General features: G+C 51.4%; 13 protein-coding genes. 6 read left to right on the top strand and 7 right to left on the bottom strand.

What is annotated here, in order from left to right; translation table 11 throughout:
• Positions 1 to 36: 36 nt before the first annotated feature.
• Entirely contained in the window at positions 37 to 495 is a 459-nt protein-coding gene (locus tag ACKI5T_RS18775; protein WP_015960293.1) for a multidrug/biocide efflux PACE transporter, read from the bottom strand.
• 104 nt (positions 496 to 599) lie between these two features.
• Between ACKI5T_RS18775 and ACKI5T_RS18770 the strand changes: the two genes are divergently transcribed.
• The 3 genes from ACKI5T_RS18770 (at position 600) to ACKI5T_RS18760 (ending at position 3,753) form a co-directional block, all read left to right on the top strand.
• Positions 600 to 1,466, top strand: a complete 867-nt coding sequence (locus ACKI5T_RS18770) for a LysR family transcriptional regulator (protein ID WP_407439393.1) — start codon at positions 600 to 602, stop codon at positions 1,464 to 1,466.
• A 96-nt stretch (positions 1,467 to 1,562) separates the two neighbouring features.
• On the top strand, positions 1,563 to 2,741 hold the full coding sequence (locus ACKI5T_RS18765) for an acetyl-CoA C-acetyltransferase (RefSeq protein ID WP_407439392.1): 1,179 nt from the start codon (positions 1,563 to 1,565) through the stop codon (positions 2,739 to 2,741).
• A gap of 325 nt (positions 2,742 to 3,066) precedes the next feature.
• On the top strand, positions 3,067 to 3,753 hold the full coding sequence (locus ACKI5T_RS18760) for an oligogalacturonate-specific porin KdgM family protein (RefSeq protein WP_015960290.1): 687 nt from the start codon (positions 3,067 to 3,069) through the stop codon (positions 3,751 to 3,753).
• A 136-nt stretch (positions 3,754 to 3,889) separates the two neighbouring features.
• Here the strand turns inward: ACKI5T_RS18760 and ACKI5T_RS18755 are convergent, their stop codons facing one another.
• Positions 3,890 to 5,065: an oligogalacturonate lyase family protein gene (locus tag ACKI5T_RS18755; protein WP_015960289.1), complete on the bottom strand. Its 1,176-nt coding sequence runs from the start codon at positions 5,063 to 5,065 to the stop codon at positions 3,890 to 3,892.
• Between the two features lie 456 nt (positions 5,066 to 5,521).
• Between ACKI5T_RS18755 and kduI the strand changes: the two genes are divergently transcribed.
• From kduI to ACKI5T_RS18740, 3 genes are all read left to right on the top strand, one after another.
• Positions 5,522 to 6,358, top strand: a complete 837-nt coding sequence (gene kduI / locus ACKI5T_RS18750) for a 5-dehydro-4-deoxy-D-glucuronate isomerase (protein WP_015960288.1) — start codon at positions 5,522 to 5,524, stop codon at positions 6,356 to 6,358.
• A gap of 63 nt (positions 6,359 to 6,421) precedes the next feature.
• Positions 6,422 to 7,183 (top strand): 2-dehydro-3-deoxy-D-gluconate 5-dehydrogenase KduD, encoded by a 762-nt coding sequence (kduD, locus tag ACKI5T_RS18745; protein WP_015960287.1) that lies wholly within the window; start codon positions 6,422 to 6,424, stop codon positions 7,181 to 7,183.
• Between the two features lie 314 nt (positions 7,184 to 7,497).
• The gene (locus ACKI5T_RS18740; protein ID WP_407439389.1) at positions 7,498 to 8,913 is read left to right on the top strand and encodes a sugar porter family MFS transporter; all 1,416 of its coding nucleotides are present in this window, start codon (positions 7,498 to 7,500) and stop codon (positions 8,911 to 8,913) included.
• Between the two features lie 88 nt (positions 8,914 to 9,001).
• On the opposite strand, the gene ACKI5T_RS18735 is transcribed toward ACKI5T_RS18740, so the two are convergent.
• From ACKI5T_RS18735 to ACKI5T_RS18715, 5 genes are all read right to left on the bottom strand, one after another.
• Positions 9,002 to 10,129 carry an oligogalacturonate lyase family protein gene (locus ACKI5T_RS18735; RefSeq protein ID WP_407439387.1) on the bottom strand — a complete coding sequence of 376 codons (1,128 nt, stop codon included), beginning with the start codon at positions 10,127 to 10,129 and terminating at the stop codon, positions 9,002 to 9,004.
• A gap of 64 nt (positions 10,130 to 10,193) precedes the next feature.
• The gene (locus ACKI5T_RS18730; protein ID WP_407439385.1) at positions 10,194 to 11,480 is read right to left on the bottom strand and encodes an ABC transporter substrate-binding protein; all 1,287 of its coding nucleotides are present in this window, start codon (positions 11,478 to 11,480) and stop codon (positions 10,194 to 10,196) included.
• Positions 11,481 to 11,494: 14 nt separating this feature from the next.
• The gene (locus ACKI5T_RS18725; RefSeq protein WP_015960283.1) at positions 11,495 to 12,622 is read right to left on the bottom strand and encodes an ABC transporter ATP-binding protein; all 1,128 of its coding nucleotides are present in this window, start codon (positions 12,620 to 12,622) and stop codon (positions 11,495 to 11,497) included.
• Between the two features lie 12 nt (positions 12,623 to 12,634).
• A complete protein-coding gene (locus ACKI5T_RS18720; RefSeq protein WP_015960282.1) occupies positions 12,635 to 13,537 on the bottom strand; it encodes a carbohydrate ABC transporter permease in 903 nt (300 codons plus the stop codon).
• A complete protein-coding gene (locus ACKI5T_RS18715) occupies positions 13,530 to 14,420 on the bottom strand; it encodes a carbohydrate ABC transporter permease (protein ID WP_015960281.1) in 891 nt (296 codons plus the stop codon). Before ACKI5T_RS18715 ends, ACKI5T_RS18720 begins: the two co-directional genes overlap by 8 nt.
• Between the last annotated feature and the right edge of the window lie 372 nt (positions 14,421 to 14,792).

Genomic DNA, 14,792 nt, shown 5'->3' with positions numbered 1-14,792 from the left:
GATAAGGGCCGGAAGGGCTTCCGGCCCATGCAGGAATTAGTTGGCCAGGGCGCGTCGTTGCTGGCGACGTTTGATATTTTTTTCGCGCAATTTATCGTACGCCCAGTTATAGAACATGGTGTACGGCAGGAAGAACAGGAAGAAACCAATTTCTAATGTGAATGCCTGAAGCAGCGTGACGCCGAGGACCGCGGCGACAATGGACACGCCGATTACGATAAAGCCACACTCAAAGCCCAGCGCGTGCAGTGCGCGGACTTTTGCGGTACGGGTGACACGTTGAACCGGCCAGAAACGGTCAAATCCAAAGTTATAAATAATGTTCCAGAGCATCGCTGTAGTCGCCAGAATAATGGTTAATCCGCCCATTTCCACCACCGAGCGCTGCATCAGCCAGGCGGCCGTTGGCGCGAGAATGGCAGTGGCAATCCCTTCGAAGCAAACCGCGTGAAAGATGCGCTCCGGCAATTTGCGGTGATGTACATCGTGTTGCATAACCTGAACCTCATTAATTCGCCGTGATGGGCGTTGATGTGCGCTATTTTCATCGTTAAAGATGATATATAAAAGATAGTAACCATCGATAAAGTAGATAGATCATGCGCTATTCTCCTGAAGCTCTTAATGCGTTTGTCGAAACCGTGGCCACTGGCTCTTTTTCCGCCGCGGCGCGCCGTCTGCGCAAAAGCCAGTCCACCATTAGCACTGCGATCGCCCATTTTGAGGCGGATTTAGGTTTTGCGCTTTTTGATCGTTCAGCGCGGCAGCCAGTGCTGACCTCGCAGGGAAAACAGGTTTTGGGCTACGTGCAGTCGATTCTGGCTGCCAGTGCGCGACTGGATGAACTTGCCGTGTCGCTGACCGCGCAGACCGAAGCGCGGCTGGCGTTTGTGCTGTCGGATACGCTGCACCCGGACGTGCTGGAAGATCTGATGATCCAGTTTGACAAACGTTTTCCCCATACCGAGTTTGAGTGTCTGATTGGTGAAGACGAGGATGTCGTGGATCTGGTGCAAAAAGAGCGGGCGCAAATCGGGCTGATCGAAGCCCGCGAAAGCTATCCCACGGATATCGGCGTGGTACGCCTGCCGCTGCAAACGCACATGGCAATTTATGTCGCGCAGGCGCACCCGCTGGTATCACAAAATGTGGTCGAACGGGACGAACTGCAGGGCTGGCGCGAACTACGGCTCAATACTTACCTTGAACGCGAGCCGACGCTGACGGCAGGCCCTGTATGGTCTGCGCCGAACTATTTGCTGTTGCTCAGTATGGCGGTGCAAGGTTTCGGCTGGTGTGAGTTGCCCGTCGCGCTGGTGGAAGAGTTTTCCGCAGCGAAAACGCTCACCCAACTGAATGTTCCCGGCTGGCCCCGCTCGATTGCCATTGACCTGTTATGGAACAAACGGACACCGCCGGGCGTCGCCGGAAGTTGGCTACGTGAGTTTTTGCAGGAGAAGCACTGATCCTTTGTGATTAAACTCACTTATTTTAAACAATTACGTTAATAGTTGATAACAATGCCTCTACTATCAGCGCTGATAATTTGCGCTGAGGTAGTGATGAAAGATGTCGTGATAGTGGGTGCGTTACGGACGGCTATCGGCTGTTTTCAGGGGGCGCTGGCACGGCATTCTGCGGTGGATCTGGGCAGTGTGGTGCTTAAAGCTCTGGTAGAGCGCAGTGGAATTGCCGCACATGAAATCGACGAAGTGATTTTGGGCCAGGTGCTGACGGCAGGCGCCGGACAAAACCCTGCGCGTCAGGCCGCACTCAAAGGCGGGTTACCCAATACGGTGTCGGCCATTACGATTAACGATGTTTGCGGATCGGGTCTAAAAGCGCTGCATCTGGCGACGCAGGCGATTCAGTGCGGTGAAGCAGATGTTATCATTGCAGGCGGCCAGGAAAACATGAGCCGTGCCCCGCACGTTCTCACCGACAGCCGTACCGGCGCGCAGCTCGGCAACAGTCAGCTTCTGGACAGCCTGGTGCACGATGGCTTATGGGACGCTTTCAACGATTATCACATGGGCGTAACGGCCGAAAACCTGGCCCGCGAATACGGCATCAGCCGCGAATTACAGGATGATTACGCGCTCAATTCGCAGCACAAAGCGCGCGCCGCAATCGACTCTGGTCGCTTCCGTGATGAAATTGTCCCGGTAAAAACCGTGCGTCAAAATGGCGAACCGCTGATTGTAGACACCGACGAACAGCCGCGCACGGATGCCAGCGCAGAAGGGCTGGCGAAACTGAATCCTGCGTTTGAGACGCTGGGCTCGGTGACGGCGGGAAACGCCTCTTCTATTAACGACGGCGCAGCTGCCGTGATGATGATGAGCGAAAACAAAGCGGAAGAACTGAATCTGCCGGTGCTGGCACGTATCAAAGCCTTTGCCAGCGTCGGGGTCGATCCGGCTCTGATGGGCATCGCGCCGGTTTACGCCACGCGTCGTTGTCTGGAACGTGCGGGCTGGCAGCTTGGCGATGTCGATCTGATTGAAGTCAACGAGGCGTTTGCCGCTCAGGCGTTATCCGTGGGGAAAATGCTGGAGTGGGATCCCCGCCGTGTGAACGTCAACGGCGGGGCGATTGCCCTCGGCCACCCAATTGGTGCCTCCGGCTGCCGTATTTTGGTTTCATTGGTTCATGAAATGATCAAGCGCGATGCACGGAAAGGTCTGGCGACGCTGTGTATTGGCGGTGGTCAGGGTGTGGCATTAGCCATCGAAAGATAAGTTCTACTCAACCTATTTCCTGAAAAAAGGCTTCCCTTGAGGAGCCTTTTTTGTGTGAGCGAAATCATATTTTTATTCCCTTAAGTTAATTCTAAAGCGACAAATTTAGCGCACCCAAAATACAACCCTTCTCAATATAATTTTTATGTGATCTCAATCCTGAAATTTACCCTTAATCTCCTGTGTTTGTTGATGCCTGTCACGTCGATTCTTGCCAAAAAAAATGAAACAAATAATTACGATCTCGATCACTAAAATGTTGTTACATTAAAAATAAAATGCAGTTCCATAAAAACGAAATGACATTTTAATTGAGGGTTTTTTCATGTTAAAGAAATCTCTGGTCCTTGCGTCTCTTGTTGGTGCGTCGTTTGCAGCTCAGGCTGTTACTGTTGATTTACGTCACGAATACATCGATAGCGGCTCCAATGCCGATCGCGTTGCTGTCTCGCATCGCTTCGCAAATGGTTTTGGATTCTCTGTTGAAGCTAAATGGAAATCAGGCGGCGACAAAGCTGACCGCCCATTCTCAGATATGGTAGGTAATGGTCATGAAGACCAAATTAGCTGGCGCTGGAAAGCAACAGATAATATCTCGCTGACACCAGGTTTTACTCTTGAGAGTAATGATAGCCGCACCATTTATAAACCTTTCTTGCATGCGCAATATAGCTTTGATAATGGCTTCTATGTAGCCGCGCGTTATCGTTATGATTATACCCGCTACCCTTCAAGCGCTGAGAAAGATGACGATAAAGTCAACCGTGGTGATGCATGGTTAGGTTGGGTAATGGGCGATTTCCGTACCGAGCTGAATTATGTTTATGCGAAAAGTTCAGAAGGAACCATTCGTAGTAATAACAAAGATTACTCCGAAGAATATAATGCGAAGCTGGCGTACAAAATTGATAAAAACTGGTCTCCGTATGTTGAAGTAGGTAATGTGAACGGCAGTAAAACAACCGACGAGCGTCAAACGCGTTTCCGTTTAGGTGTAGCATATTCATTCTAATATCAGTATCTCCGGGTAAAAACAGCCGGCTCATTCGAGCCGGTTTTTTTATATCTGTATTATTTGGCAGAATTCCACGCAAAAAAAAGCCCTCCACAGGGGAGGGCAAGGCCAGTTACAGAAACACTAACTCAAATCATGCTTGCAACATTTCAGGTTGCTCGGGGAGTTTCGCGATATAGAGGGCAGGTTTGCCGTCTTTATCGGAACTGAACAGAACCGCTTTATCATCCGGGGTAAAGGATGGATGCGGGTGGGTGACCTGGCGGCTGTTTGCCACGGTTGCCCAGGAGGTGTCGTGACGGGCGATGCGGAAGTGCGCCTTTTTCGCCACATCAAATGCGTACAGGTAAGGATCGTTATCGATTGTATACCCGCTGGTATCTTTCACGTCTACCGGGGTGCCGGAGCCATCACCCACAAACAGCGAACCGTCAAAGTTGCTCATCAAATGCGAGCAGGCTGGCATCTGCATCACTGCTTCGTTCACGCCGGTATCCGGATTGAAGCTGTAAATGGTACGGCCCTGCTGACCTTTCAGATAAGAGACGTAAACCAGAGCGGAGCCGTTTGGCACCCAGAACTCATGCGTGCAGCTTTCGCCTTCGGCGTGTTCTTTCACTTTACGCACATTGCTGCCGTCTTCATTCACCATCCACATACGCGCATCAACCAGGTCGTGTGGGCCTTCATGACAGAACGCGACGGTGTTGTCGTCGAAGGGGCGGTAGATCGGATGACCCAGCCAGTTCTTCTCTTCATGAATCGTTGCGCTTTCGCCTGTTTTCAAATCGACGCGCAGCAGGCGGCAGTGCGGCCCTTTATGGAAGAAGTCGTGGAAAATTTTCCAGTCGTTGAGCGGCGTCCAGTCACTTTTCGCGATCTCGATACCGACCAGTTTGGTGCAATCACTGTTGGCAACCCAGGTTCCGTAACCGACCCAGTCATCCGCAACACGGTAGACTTCGCGCTCGGCCAGCGTTTCCAGGTTCACTTCCAGCAACGTGCGATCGTTCTTCACGTAATAAAGAGACTTATCGTCCGGCGACAGGAAGCCGCCAAACGTGTTGTCGCCCGCACCTTCTGTCAACTGCACGGCTTCTGCTTTGTTCAGGTCCAGCAGGTAATAATTCCAGTGACCGTCGAACTCCCCTGCGAACAGCAAATGGCTGCCGTCATTAAAGAAGCACTTCTGATAGAAGTAGTTTCGGTGACACGTTACTTCCGGTGGGGTCAGGCGGGTGATTTCCACGCCTGTATCCGGATCGCGGCTGACCTCATAGTTCAGCTTGACCCGCATACCTTTAGCCATGATGCGCTCCTTTGTATCGACGGCTGGACACAGTTCCGGCAGTCAGATCTCAATGTGAAATAAGTTAAAAGCCAAGTATTAAATTATCAAAACGACGTTTCAATGTGTGTGACTGATGGCGCACTTTGTGAGATTCATTACGCAGAATGATGATTATCTTTGATTTTTAACGCTGAATGAAATTTATACGGTCAAATCTTCAAGGTTTTATAATCGATTGTTTACTATGATAAATCTGATTTCCATATTTTGACGCGTTAGCCACTCCTTTGCCGTCAACTCTCAACAATCGTGATCCGAACTGCATTTCTGTCATTAAGATGCAGGAAAACTGAAACAACGTTTTAAATGTAATTGAAAACCCATTTCGCAGCGGATACTATGTGCTTATAAAGAAATCGGAACATTGTTTCGTTAATTTTCCAGGCCTTCGGGCACGATCATTTGGAGGTAAATGTGGACGTCAGACAAAGCATCCACAGCGCGCACGCTAAAACGCTGGATACTCAGCAGCTGCGCAATGAATTTTTGGTTGAGAAAGTGTTTGTTGCCGATGAGTACACCATGGTGTACAGCCACATTGATCGCATCATTGTCGGCGGCATCATGCCGGTTGCAAAAACGGTGTCAGTGGGTGGCGAAGTGGGCAAACAGCTCGGCGTCAGCTACTTCCTGGAACGCCGCGAACTGGGTGTGATCAATATTGGCGGCCCAGGCACCATTACGGTTGACGGCCAGTGCTTTGAGATTGGCCATCGCGATGCGCTGTACGTCGGCAAAGGCGCGCAGGAAGTCGTGTTTGCCAGCGTAGAGAGCAGCAAGCCTGCGAAGTTCTACTACAACTGCGCACCTGCCCACATGACCTATCCGACCAAAAAAGTCACCCCTGCAGACGTTTCGCCGGTCACGCTGGGCGACAACCTCACCAGCAACCGTCGCACCATCAACAAATACTTCGTTCCGGATGTGCTGGAAACCTGCCAGCTCAGTATGGGTCTGACCGAGCTGGATCCGGGCAACCTGTGGAACACTATGCCGTGCCATACCCATGAACGCCGCATGGAAGTGTACTTCTATTTCAACATGGACGAAGACGCCTGCGTTTTCCACATGATGGGACAACCCCAGGAAACTCGACATCTTGTGATGCACAACGAGCAAGCTGTGATTTCACCAAGCTGGTCGATTCACTCAGGCGTTGGAACCAAAGCCTATACCTTCATTTGGGGTATGGTCGGTGAAAACCAGGTCTTCGATGACATGGACCACGTCGCTGTTAAAGATCTGCGCTAGTCGCGGGCAGTTAAGCATAACCCTGCCTGTTCGTGACAGGCGCTGAAAGATTAAGGAATAAAAATGATTCTGGATGCATTTTCTCTGCAAGGTAAAGTCGCGGTTGTGACCGGCTGTGACACTGGTCTTGGCCAGGGTATGGCGTTAGGTCTGGCTGAAGCGGGCTGCGACATCGTCGGTATTAACATCGTTGAGCCGACTGAAACTATCGAGCGCGTTACCGCGCTGGGCCGTCGCTTCCTGAGCCTGACTGCCGATCTGCGTAAAATCGACGCAATCCCTGAGCTGCTGGATCGTGCAGTAGCAGAGTTTGGTCATATCGATGTGCTGGTTAACAACGCGGGTCTGATTCGTCGTGAAGACGCAATCAACTTCAGCGAGCGTGACTGGGACGACGTTATGAACCTGAACATTAAGAGCGTGTTCTTTATGTCCCAGGCGGCGGCGAAGCACTTTATCGCTCAGGGTAATGGCGGCAAGATCATCAACATCGCTTCTATGCTCTCCTTCCAGGGTGGCATCCGCGTGCCGTCATACACCGCTTCCAAAAGCGCAGTCATGGGCGTGACCCGTCTGCTGGCGAACGAGTGGGCGCAGCACAATATCAACGTCAACGCGATTGCACCGGGTTATATGGCAACAAACAACACCCAGCAGCTGCGTGCCGATGAAGAGCGTAGCGCGGCCATTCTGGAGCGTATCCCTGCGGGCCGTTGGGGTCTGCCAAGCGATCTGATGGGACCGATTGTTTTCCTGGCGTCGCCGGCATCTGACTATATCAACGGTTATACCGTTGCTGTCGACGGTGGGTGGCTGGCGCGTTAATCGCCGCGTTCATCGAGAAACCTCTGCCTGGAGCGGAGGTTTTTTTTGTCTCAATTTCGGCATTGTCCATATGGCGAAAATAAGAAAATCCATAGCAATATCCCGTGTGATGATAGCGATCACATTTATATTGCTTATAATTTAAGTAGTTAATATTAAATGATGATTATTCATTAAAAGTTTAAATTGGAATATCCATCACAAAACGATGCCTTACAACCCAATAATCCATATCTTCGCGTTATAAGACCTGACACTTTCTCTCGCTTTCTCGTAATTTCAGTAAACGTCTTACGCTGTTATGGCTGGAAATAATGACATCATTTAATGACTCACTCTTAATGCCCCGCGCGCTGCGCGATACCCGCAGAATGAACCAGTTCGTCTCGATTTCTGCAGCGGTAGCGGGTTTGCTGTTTGGCCTGGATATCGGCGTGATTGCCGGTGCGTTACCGTTTATTACCGATCACTTTACGCTCAGTAATCGCCTGCAGGAGTGGGTGGTGAGCAGTATGATGCTGGGTGCGGCGCTGGGTGCGCTGCTCAACGGTTGGCTCTCGTTCAAACTGGGCCGAAAATACAGCCTGATGGTAGGGGCGATTCTGTTTGTCGCCGGATCGTTAGGCTCGGCGTTTGCGACAGGCATTGAAGCCCTGTTGCTGTCACGCGTGTTGCTTGGCGTGGCCGTTGGGATTGCGTCGTACACGGCACCGCTTTATCTCTCAGAGATGGCGAGCGAAAATGTGCGCGGCAAAATGATCAGCATGTACCAACTGATGGTGACGCTCGGGATTGTGCTGGCGTTCCTGTCGGACACGTATTTCAGCTATAGCGGCAACTGGCGCGCGATGCTTGGCGTCCTGGCGCTTCCTGCTGTATTGCTGATGGTGCTGGTGATTTTTTTACCGAACAGTCCGCGCTGGCTGGCGCAAAAAGGGCGTCACGTTGAGGCGGAAGAAGTGCTGCGGATGCTGCGCGACACCTCCGAGAAAGCGCGTGAAGAGCTGAATGAAATTCGCGAAAGCCTGAAACTCAAGCAGGGCGGTTTTGCACTGTTTAAGGCGAACCGTAATGTGCGCCGCGCCGTGTTCCTCGGCATGTTATTGCAGGCGATGCAGCAGTTTACCGGTATGAATATCATCATGTATTACGCGCCGCGCATCTTCAAAATGGCCGGTTTCACCACCACCGAGCAGCAGATGATCGCCACGCTGGTGGTGGGGCTGACCTTTATGTTCGCGACCTTTATCGCGGTCTTTACCGTGGATAAAGCCGGGCGTAAACCGGCGCTGAAAATTGGCTTTAGCGTCATGGCGATTGGCACATTAATTCTCGGCTACTGTCTGATGCAGTTTGATAATGGCACGGCGTCGAACAGTCTTTCCTGGCTGTCTGTTGGGATGACGATGATGTGTATTGCGGGTTATGCGATGAGCGCCGCGCCGGTGGTATGGATTTTATGCTCTGAAATTCAGCCGCTCAAATGCCGCGACTTTGGCATCACCTGTTCGACGACCACCAACTGGGTATCGAATATGATTATCGGCGCGACTTTCCTGACCTTGCTCGATGTTATTGGCGCAGCAGGAACGTTTTGGCTCTATACCGCACTCAACGTGGTGTTTATTGGGATCACGTTCTGGTTAATTCCTGAAACCAAAAACGTCACGCTGGAACATATCGAGCGCAGACTGATGTCTGGGGAGAAGTTACGCAACATCGGCGTGTGATTTTCCGCTCATTCGCAAAAGGTAAAAGCAAAACGGCAACCTTGGTTGCCGTTTTTCTGTTTTCTCCCTCTCCCCGCGGTTGAGGGCATCAAACCGCGCAGAGATAAAGCGCCGGCATCCCTTCTTCATCCGACGTATACAGAACCCACTTATTGTCCGGTGAAAACGACGGGTGTGGATGCGTCACCTGGCGGTCGCCATCCAACACTTTCCAGCTCGTGTTGTGCTGACAAATCGCTTTTTGCGTTCCGGCCGCAATATCAAACACCCAGATAAACGGGTCATTCAGATTGATATCGCCGGTGTTGTGCGGTGCGCCATCGCCGACAATCAGCGACCCGTCGAAATTACTCATCAGATGCGAGCACGGCGGGATCGCCATGAGCTGGCGATTGTCGAGAGAGTGAGGGTCGGCGCTAAACAGATAGCGCTGCGGATCGTTTTCTTTATGCGCCACGTAATACAGCGCGGAACCGTCCGGCACCCAGAATTCATGAGTAAAGCTTTCACCCGGCGCATGTTGGCGCACCTTACGCAGATTGCTACCATCTTCGTTGATCAACCACATACGGGCGTCAATCGCATCGCGCGGTCCTTCGTGACAAAACGCGACGGTATTGTCATCGAACGGGCGATAAATCGGATGCCCCAGCCAGCGCTTTTCTTGCAAAATCACGCGCGGTTCGCCCGTGCATAAATCGATGTTGATGAGGCGGCATTCCGGTTGGGTGAAGTAAAACGCGCGGAATTTGCTCCAGTCGGTCAGCGGCTGCCAGTCGCTCTTTTTAATCTCGATTCCGACCAGTTTTGTGCAATGAGAATTCGCGACCCAGGTGCCGTACGCCACCCACTCCTCATCCACTTCATACACCACATGTTCTTCGAAACTCTCGAGATCAACCCGGCGCAACTCACGGCTGTTTTTCACATACCACAGCGATTTATCGTCATCAGATAAAAAACCGCCAAAGGTATTATCGCCAGCCCCTTCGGTCAGTTGGGTAGCGTGTTGTTTTTCAATGTCTAACAGGTAGTAATTCCAGTGGCCTTCGAATGCGCCACCAAAAATGATCTTGCTGCCATCCTGCGTAAAACACTTTTGATAGAAGTAGTTGCGGTGACAAATGATATGCGGGGGCGTCATCCGTATCACCTCGTGTCCCGTTTCAGTATCCAGGCGCGAGCGAAAATTCAGTGGGATGATTTTGCCTTTCATAGGGTTCTCCAGATAAAAAAATACCCTGCCACCGAAGTGACAGGGTAGGGATCGGACGGAAAAATTAGCGCATTGCGCGTTTCAGGATACGTTCAGCCTGACGCTGGAAGTCTGTCGCGGTCTCTTCCACGGTTTTCTGGCCGTAGTCGATGTACTGCAGAGAGGTACCAAACTGCGCCACGATCTGTGGATCGTCAAAGTAAGGTGACACGGAGAGTTTGGCTGGCAGAGACTGCGCCATGCGCAGACCCGCAACAGACGGATCGCTCTCTTTGATGGTGCCATCTTCGGTCAGGTACTGAACCGCGACTTTGCTCAATGGTACGCCGCGCTCGAGGCCCAGAGTTTGCACGCCTTCTTTGCTGTTCAGCAGGAAGTTAATCACTTTTGCAGCGGCTTCTGGGTTTTTGGTGGTTTTACCGATAGAGAGCATCTGTGCTGGTTTGAAGAACAGGCCCGCATCGGTTGCACCTGGCAGCATTGGGTAGTTACCCAGCTCCAGTTTTGCTGGTGGCTTCAGGTTATCGGAATATTTTTTGATGGTGGAGTTCCACATGTAGGTACCGCCCCATTCACCCTCGATCCACGGCTTCATTTCGTACATGTTGCTCTTACCAAACGACGCGTAGTACTTGGTGTCCGGCATCACATGGCTATCAACCAGAGATTTATAGGTCTGGAAGACCTCAACCCACTGCTCTTTGCTCCAGGCGAGTTTTTTCGCTTTCTCGTCAACCGCAGGGACGTTGTACTTCTGAATCATGTAGGAGTTCAGCAGCGCCAGCGTATCCTGGTGCTCCAGCACCACCGGATAGTACTGTTTGCCCAGCTTGCTTTCGAAGGCTTTACCGGCAGCTTTCAGCTCATCCCAGGTTTTCGGGTACTCGACGCCTGCTTTTTTCCACACTTCATCGTTGAAGTAGAATACGCGCGCCGTTACGGAGATTGGGATCCCGTTCAGCTTGCCGTCAACCGTGGTGGACTGCAGCTCTTTCGGATCAAACTGAGATAAGTCGATCACGTCTTTCATTTTGTTCAGATCGTAGAAACCGTCGCCATTTTTCGAGAAAATTGGCAACCAGTTCCAGTTGGTCTGCATCACGTCCGGCTCAGTGCCGCCCGCGATTTGTGTAGTCAGACGGGACAAGTGACCGTCCCAACCGGTGTATTCTGCTTTGACGTTGATGTCAGGGTTCTGTTTATGGAACTCTTCTAACGCTTTCAGCGTCACCTGATGGCGGCCATTGCCGCCCCACCAGGACATACGTAAATCAACATCTTGCGCCATGGATGGCAGCGCGGTAAGGCCCAGGGTAGCGGAGATTGCTGCGCTTAAAAGCACTTTTTTCATTTTTATAACTCCAGTTAGAGAGAGATGTTCTGTTCAGTTTTCGCGTCAAAGATATGACACTTATGCATGTCGAACTTAAAATACACCTTACGGTGAAGGCCCTTGTTGATCAGAGGCTTAGCTTCATCGGAAGGAATTCGGGCAGTCAGTTCGTACTCGCCAACTTTCAGGTAAACGAAGAATTCGTGTCCCATGTTTTCAGCGCGAACCATCTCGCCGCTGCAGCCTCCCTCCGCGAATGGCTCATCGGAGATCGACACAAAGTCCGGGCGAATGCCGTAGAACATGTCTTTATCGGCGTAGCTGGCGACTTTTTCTTTCAGCTCTGCGCTTAACGGCATGGTCTGGTTGCCAATGGTCAGAGACAGCTGACCGTCCTGTTGCACCAGTTTGCTGGCGCGGATGTTCATTTCTGGCGAGCCAATAAAGCCAGCAACGAACATGTTTTTCGGTCTGTGGTACAGGTTATCCGGGGTATCCACCTGCATGATATGGCCGAGCTTCATCACGCAGATGCGGTCGCCCATGGTCATGGCTTCGGTCTGGTCGTGTGTGACGTACACCGTGGTGGCTGGCTTGCCGGAAGCCTTCAGCTGCTTATGCAGGTCAGAGATACGGATACGCATTGAGGCGCGCAGCTTGGCATCCAGGTTCGACAGCGGTTCATCGAACAGGAACACGTCTGGCTTTTTCACAATCGCACGGCCGACGGCCACACGCTGCGCCTGGCCGCCGGAGAGCTGGCGCGGCAGACGATCCAGCAGCTCATCCAGCTCAAGGATTTTTGCCGCTTCGTTAACCTGCGCTTCGATCTGCGCTTTTGGCAGCTTGCTCAGCTTCAAGCCAAAGGCCAGGTTTTCACGCACGGTCATGTGCGGATACAGCGCGTAGTTCTGGAATACCATCGCAATCCCGCGTTCTTTTGGCGCGAGGTTGTTCACGATTTTCTCACCGATGCGCACTTCACCACCGCTGATGGTCTCAAGCCCAGCCAGCATGCGCAGGGTAGTCGATTTGGCGCAGCCGGATGGACCGACAATCACCATGAATTCCCCTTCAGCGATTTTCAGGTCGATAGCATGTACCGCTTTGAAGCCGTTGGAGTAAACCTTTTCCAGTTTGTTGAAAATAACTTCAGCCATGATATATCCCTCTTAACCTTTAATTCCGCTGCTGGTTACGCCCTGTACGAAGTAGCGCTGTGCCAGGAAGAAGACAATGATAGATGGCAGAATGGAGATGCTCGCCATTGCCAGAATTTCGTTCCACGGCGCACCTTCGGTGACGTCGATGGACATTTTCAGAGCCAGTGCAATCGGGTATTTATCCACGCTGTAGACATAAATCAGCGGCCCGATAAAGTCGTTCATTGACCACATGAACTGGAACAATGCGACGGAGATAATGGCCGGTTTCAGAATCGGTACGACCACGTACCACAGCACTTGCAAGGAGTTACAGCCATCGATCTGTGCAGCTTCTTCCATGTCACGAGGTACACCGCGCAGGAACTGAATCAGCATGAACACGAAGAACCCTTGGGTGGCAAACGCCAGCGGCAGGTACAGCGGCATATAGCTGTTCAGCATGCCCATTTCGCGGAACATCAGGTACTGAGGAATCAGCAGTACGGTGCTCGGCAACAGCATGGTTGTGATGAGCGTGGCGAACCAGAATTTCTTCCAGGGGATCTCGAAGCGGGCAAAGCCGTACGCCACGATAGTGGAAGAGATAATGGTCAGAATGACTTTCGGGATCACATACTTGAACGTGTTCAGCATGTAATGGCCGAAGTTGTATTCCGTCCCGGTTTTCCAGCCGTTCACAAAGCCGTCCCAGGTTGCGTTTGCAGGCCACAGGCTCAGCGTGGTGAAGATCTCGTGGTTCGGCTTAAACGACGCCGAGAACATCCACACCAGCGGGTAGAGCATCAACAGGCCAACGAACAGCAGGATTACGTAGCGAATGCTGGCGTTGATTTTCTCTTTGCGCATGGTGCGCGCGACTTCACGTTCCGCGATGCTTCTCGCCGTGGAAAGTTCTTGAATATCAGCCATTTTTGCCTCCCTTATCGGCGGAGTAGAACACCCAGTATTTCGATGACTTAAAGGCGATAGCGGCAAAGACAGCGACTACCAGGAACAGGATCCAGGCCAGCGCAGCGCCGTAACCCATGTCAAAGTACTTGAATGCGGTGTCGTAGATGTACAGCGAGAACAGATACGTGGAGTAGGTTGGTCCGCCGCCCGTGATGACGTAAGGTCCCGTAAATTCCTGGAACGCCTGGGTGGTTTGCATGATGAAGTTGAAGAAAATAACCGGCGTAATCAGCGGCACGGTAACTTTCGTGAACATCTGCCATTTCGATGCGCCATCGATCATTGCCGCTTCGTACTGAGATTGCGGAACGTTCTGCAGGGCGGCCAGGAAGATAACCATCGCGGAGCCAAACTGCCAGACGCGGAGCAGCGTGACGGACATCAGCGCCAGAGAAGGCTCGCCGAGCCAGTTCACCGCGTCAAAACCAAATACGCCAATGAAGCTGTTCAGCAGGCCATCAATCGCAAACAGCGCACGCCACAAAACAGCAATCGCGACAGAGCTACCGAGGATAGACGGAATATAGTAAGCGGTTCGGAAGAATCCTATGCCACGTAATTTAAAGTTCAGGACAAACGCAATTCCCAGTGCAAATGCAAGTTTCAATGGGATGGTCAAAAATACATACGCAAAGGTCACGCCCATGGATTTCCAGAAGAGCGCATCTTCGGTAAACATGTAGCGATAGTTTTCGATGCCGTTAAATACCGGCGGACTCATCAAATCGTAATCAGTAAAACTGAGAAAGAAAGATGAAACAAAGGGGAATGCGGTAAAGAGTATCAACCCGATGATATAGGGTGATATCCACGCAAGCCCCAGCATTTTGTTTTCATTCATACATACCTACCTGGCAATCAATGGTTTAAATCGGAATCTGCTGGTGATGCAGCTGCCCGCGCATTTTTTACGAGACGGGGAAGCGAGTGTTCTGTGTGCGACTCAAGGTGGTGGTTCCTTTTACCTCTGATTAATAAGAACTTTCATGTGTTTTTCTCGACGCGCCCTGTCTGAGTTTTAAAACACGTGAACTGCTGTTCTTGATTTGTAAAACGGCGTTTTAATTTATTCTATTGCTATTTATTTCTACGTCATTCGGTAAATGATGGAAATGTGATCGCCGTCGAAACGCTGTTTCAATAAAGTGAAGTCACTGGCAATTTTGACTTAAATGAGAAGGCGTTATGCAGAAAGTTAATGTTGGACAGAAAT

It is taken from the genome of Lelliottia sp., assembly GCF_045627565.1.
Classification (GTDB): domain Bacteria; phylum Pseudomonadota; class Gammaproteobacteria; order Enterobacterales; family Enterobacteriaceae; genus Enterobacter.
The sequence above is the reverse complement of the archived record's forward strand: the minus strand, read 5'-3'. Positions and strand labels throughout refer to the sequence as shown.

Excerpts from the sequence above, each read along its gene's own strand:
- ACKI5T_RS18730 (WP_407439385.1), bottom strand. The coding sequence starts at position 11,480 with ATGAAAAAAGTGCTTTTAAGCGCAGCAATCTCCGCTACCCTGGGCCTT.
- kduD (WP_015960287.1), top strand. The coding sequence starts at position 6,422 with ATGATTCTGGATGCATTTTCTCTGCAAGGTAAAGTCGCGGTTGTGACC.
- ACKI5T_RS18775 (WP_015960293.1), bottom strand. The coding sequence starts at position 495 with ATGCAACACGATGTACATCACCGCAAATTGCCGGAGCGCATCTTTCAC.
- ACKI5T_RS18765 (WP_407439392.1), top strand. The coding sequence starts at position 1,563 with ATGAAAGATGTCGTGATAGTGGGTGCGTTACGGACGGCTATCGGCTGT.
- ACKI5T_RS18770 (WP_407439393.1), top strand. The coding sequence starts at position 600 with ATGCGCTATTCTCCTGAAGCTCTTAATGCGTTTGTCGAAACCGTGGCC.
- ACKI5T_RS18740 (WP_407439389.1), top strand. The coding sequence starts at position 7,498 with ATGACATCATTTAATGACTCACTCTTAATGCCCCGCGCGCTGCGCGAT.
- ACKI5T_RS18715 (WP_015960281.1), bottom strand. The coding sequence starts at position 14,420 with ATGAATGAAAACAAAATGCTGGGGCTTGCGTGGATATCACCCTATATC.
- ACKI5T_RS18725 (WP_015960283.1), bottom strand. The coding sequence starts at position 12,622 with ATGGCTGAAGTTATTTTCAACAAACTGGAAAAGGTTTACTCCAACGGC.
- ACKI5T_RS18735 (WP_407439387.1), bottom strand. The coding sequence starts at position 10,129 with ATGAAAGGCAAAATCATCCCACTGAATTTTCGCTCGCGCCTGGATACT.
- ACKI5T_RS18760 (WP_015960290.1), top strand. The coding sequence starts at position 3,067 with ATGTTAAAGAAATCTCTGGTCCTTGCGTCTCTTGTTGGTGCGTCGTTT.
- ACKI5T_RS18755 (WP_015960289.1), bottom strand. The coding sequence starts at position 5,065 with ATGGCTAAAGGTATGCGGGTCAAGCTGAACTATGAGGTCAGCCGCGAT.
- ACKI5T_RS18720 (WP_015960282.1), bottom strand. The coding sequence starts at position 13,537 with ATGGCTGATATTCAAGAACTTTCCACGGCGAGAAGCATCGCGGAACGT.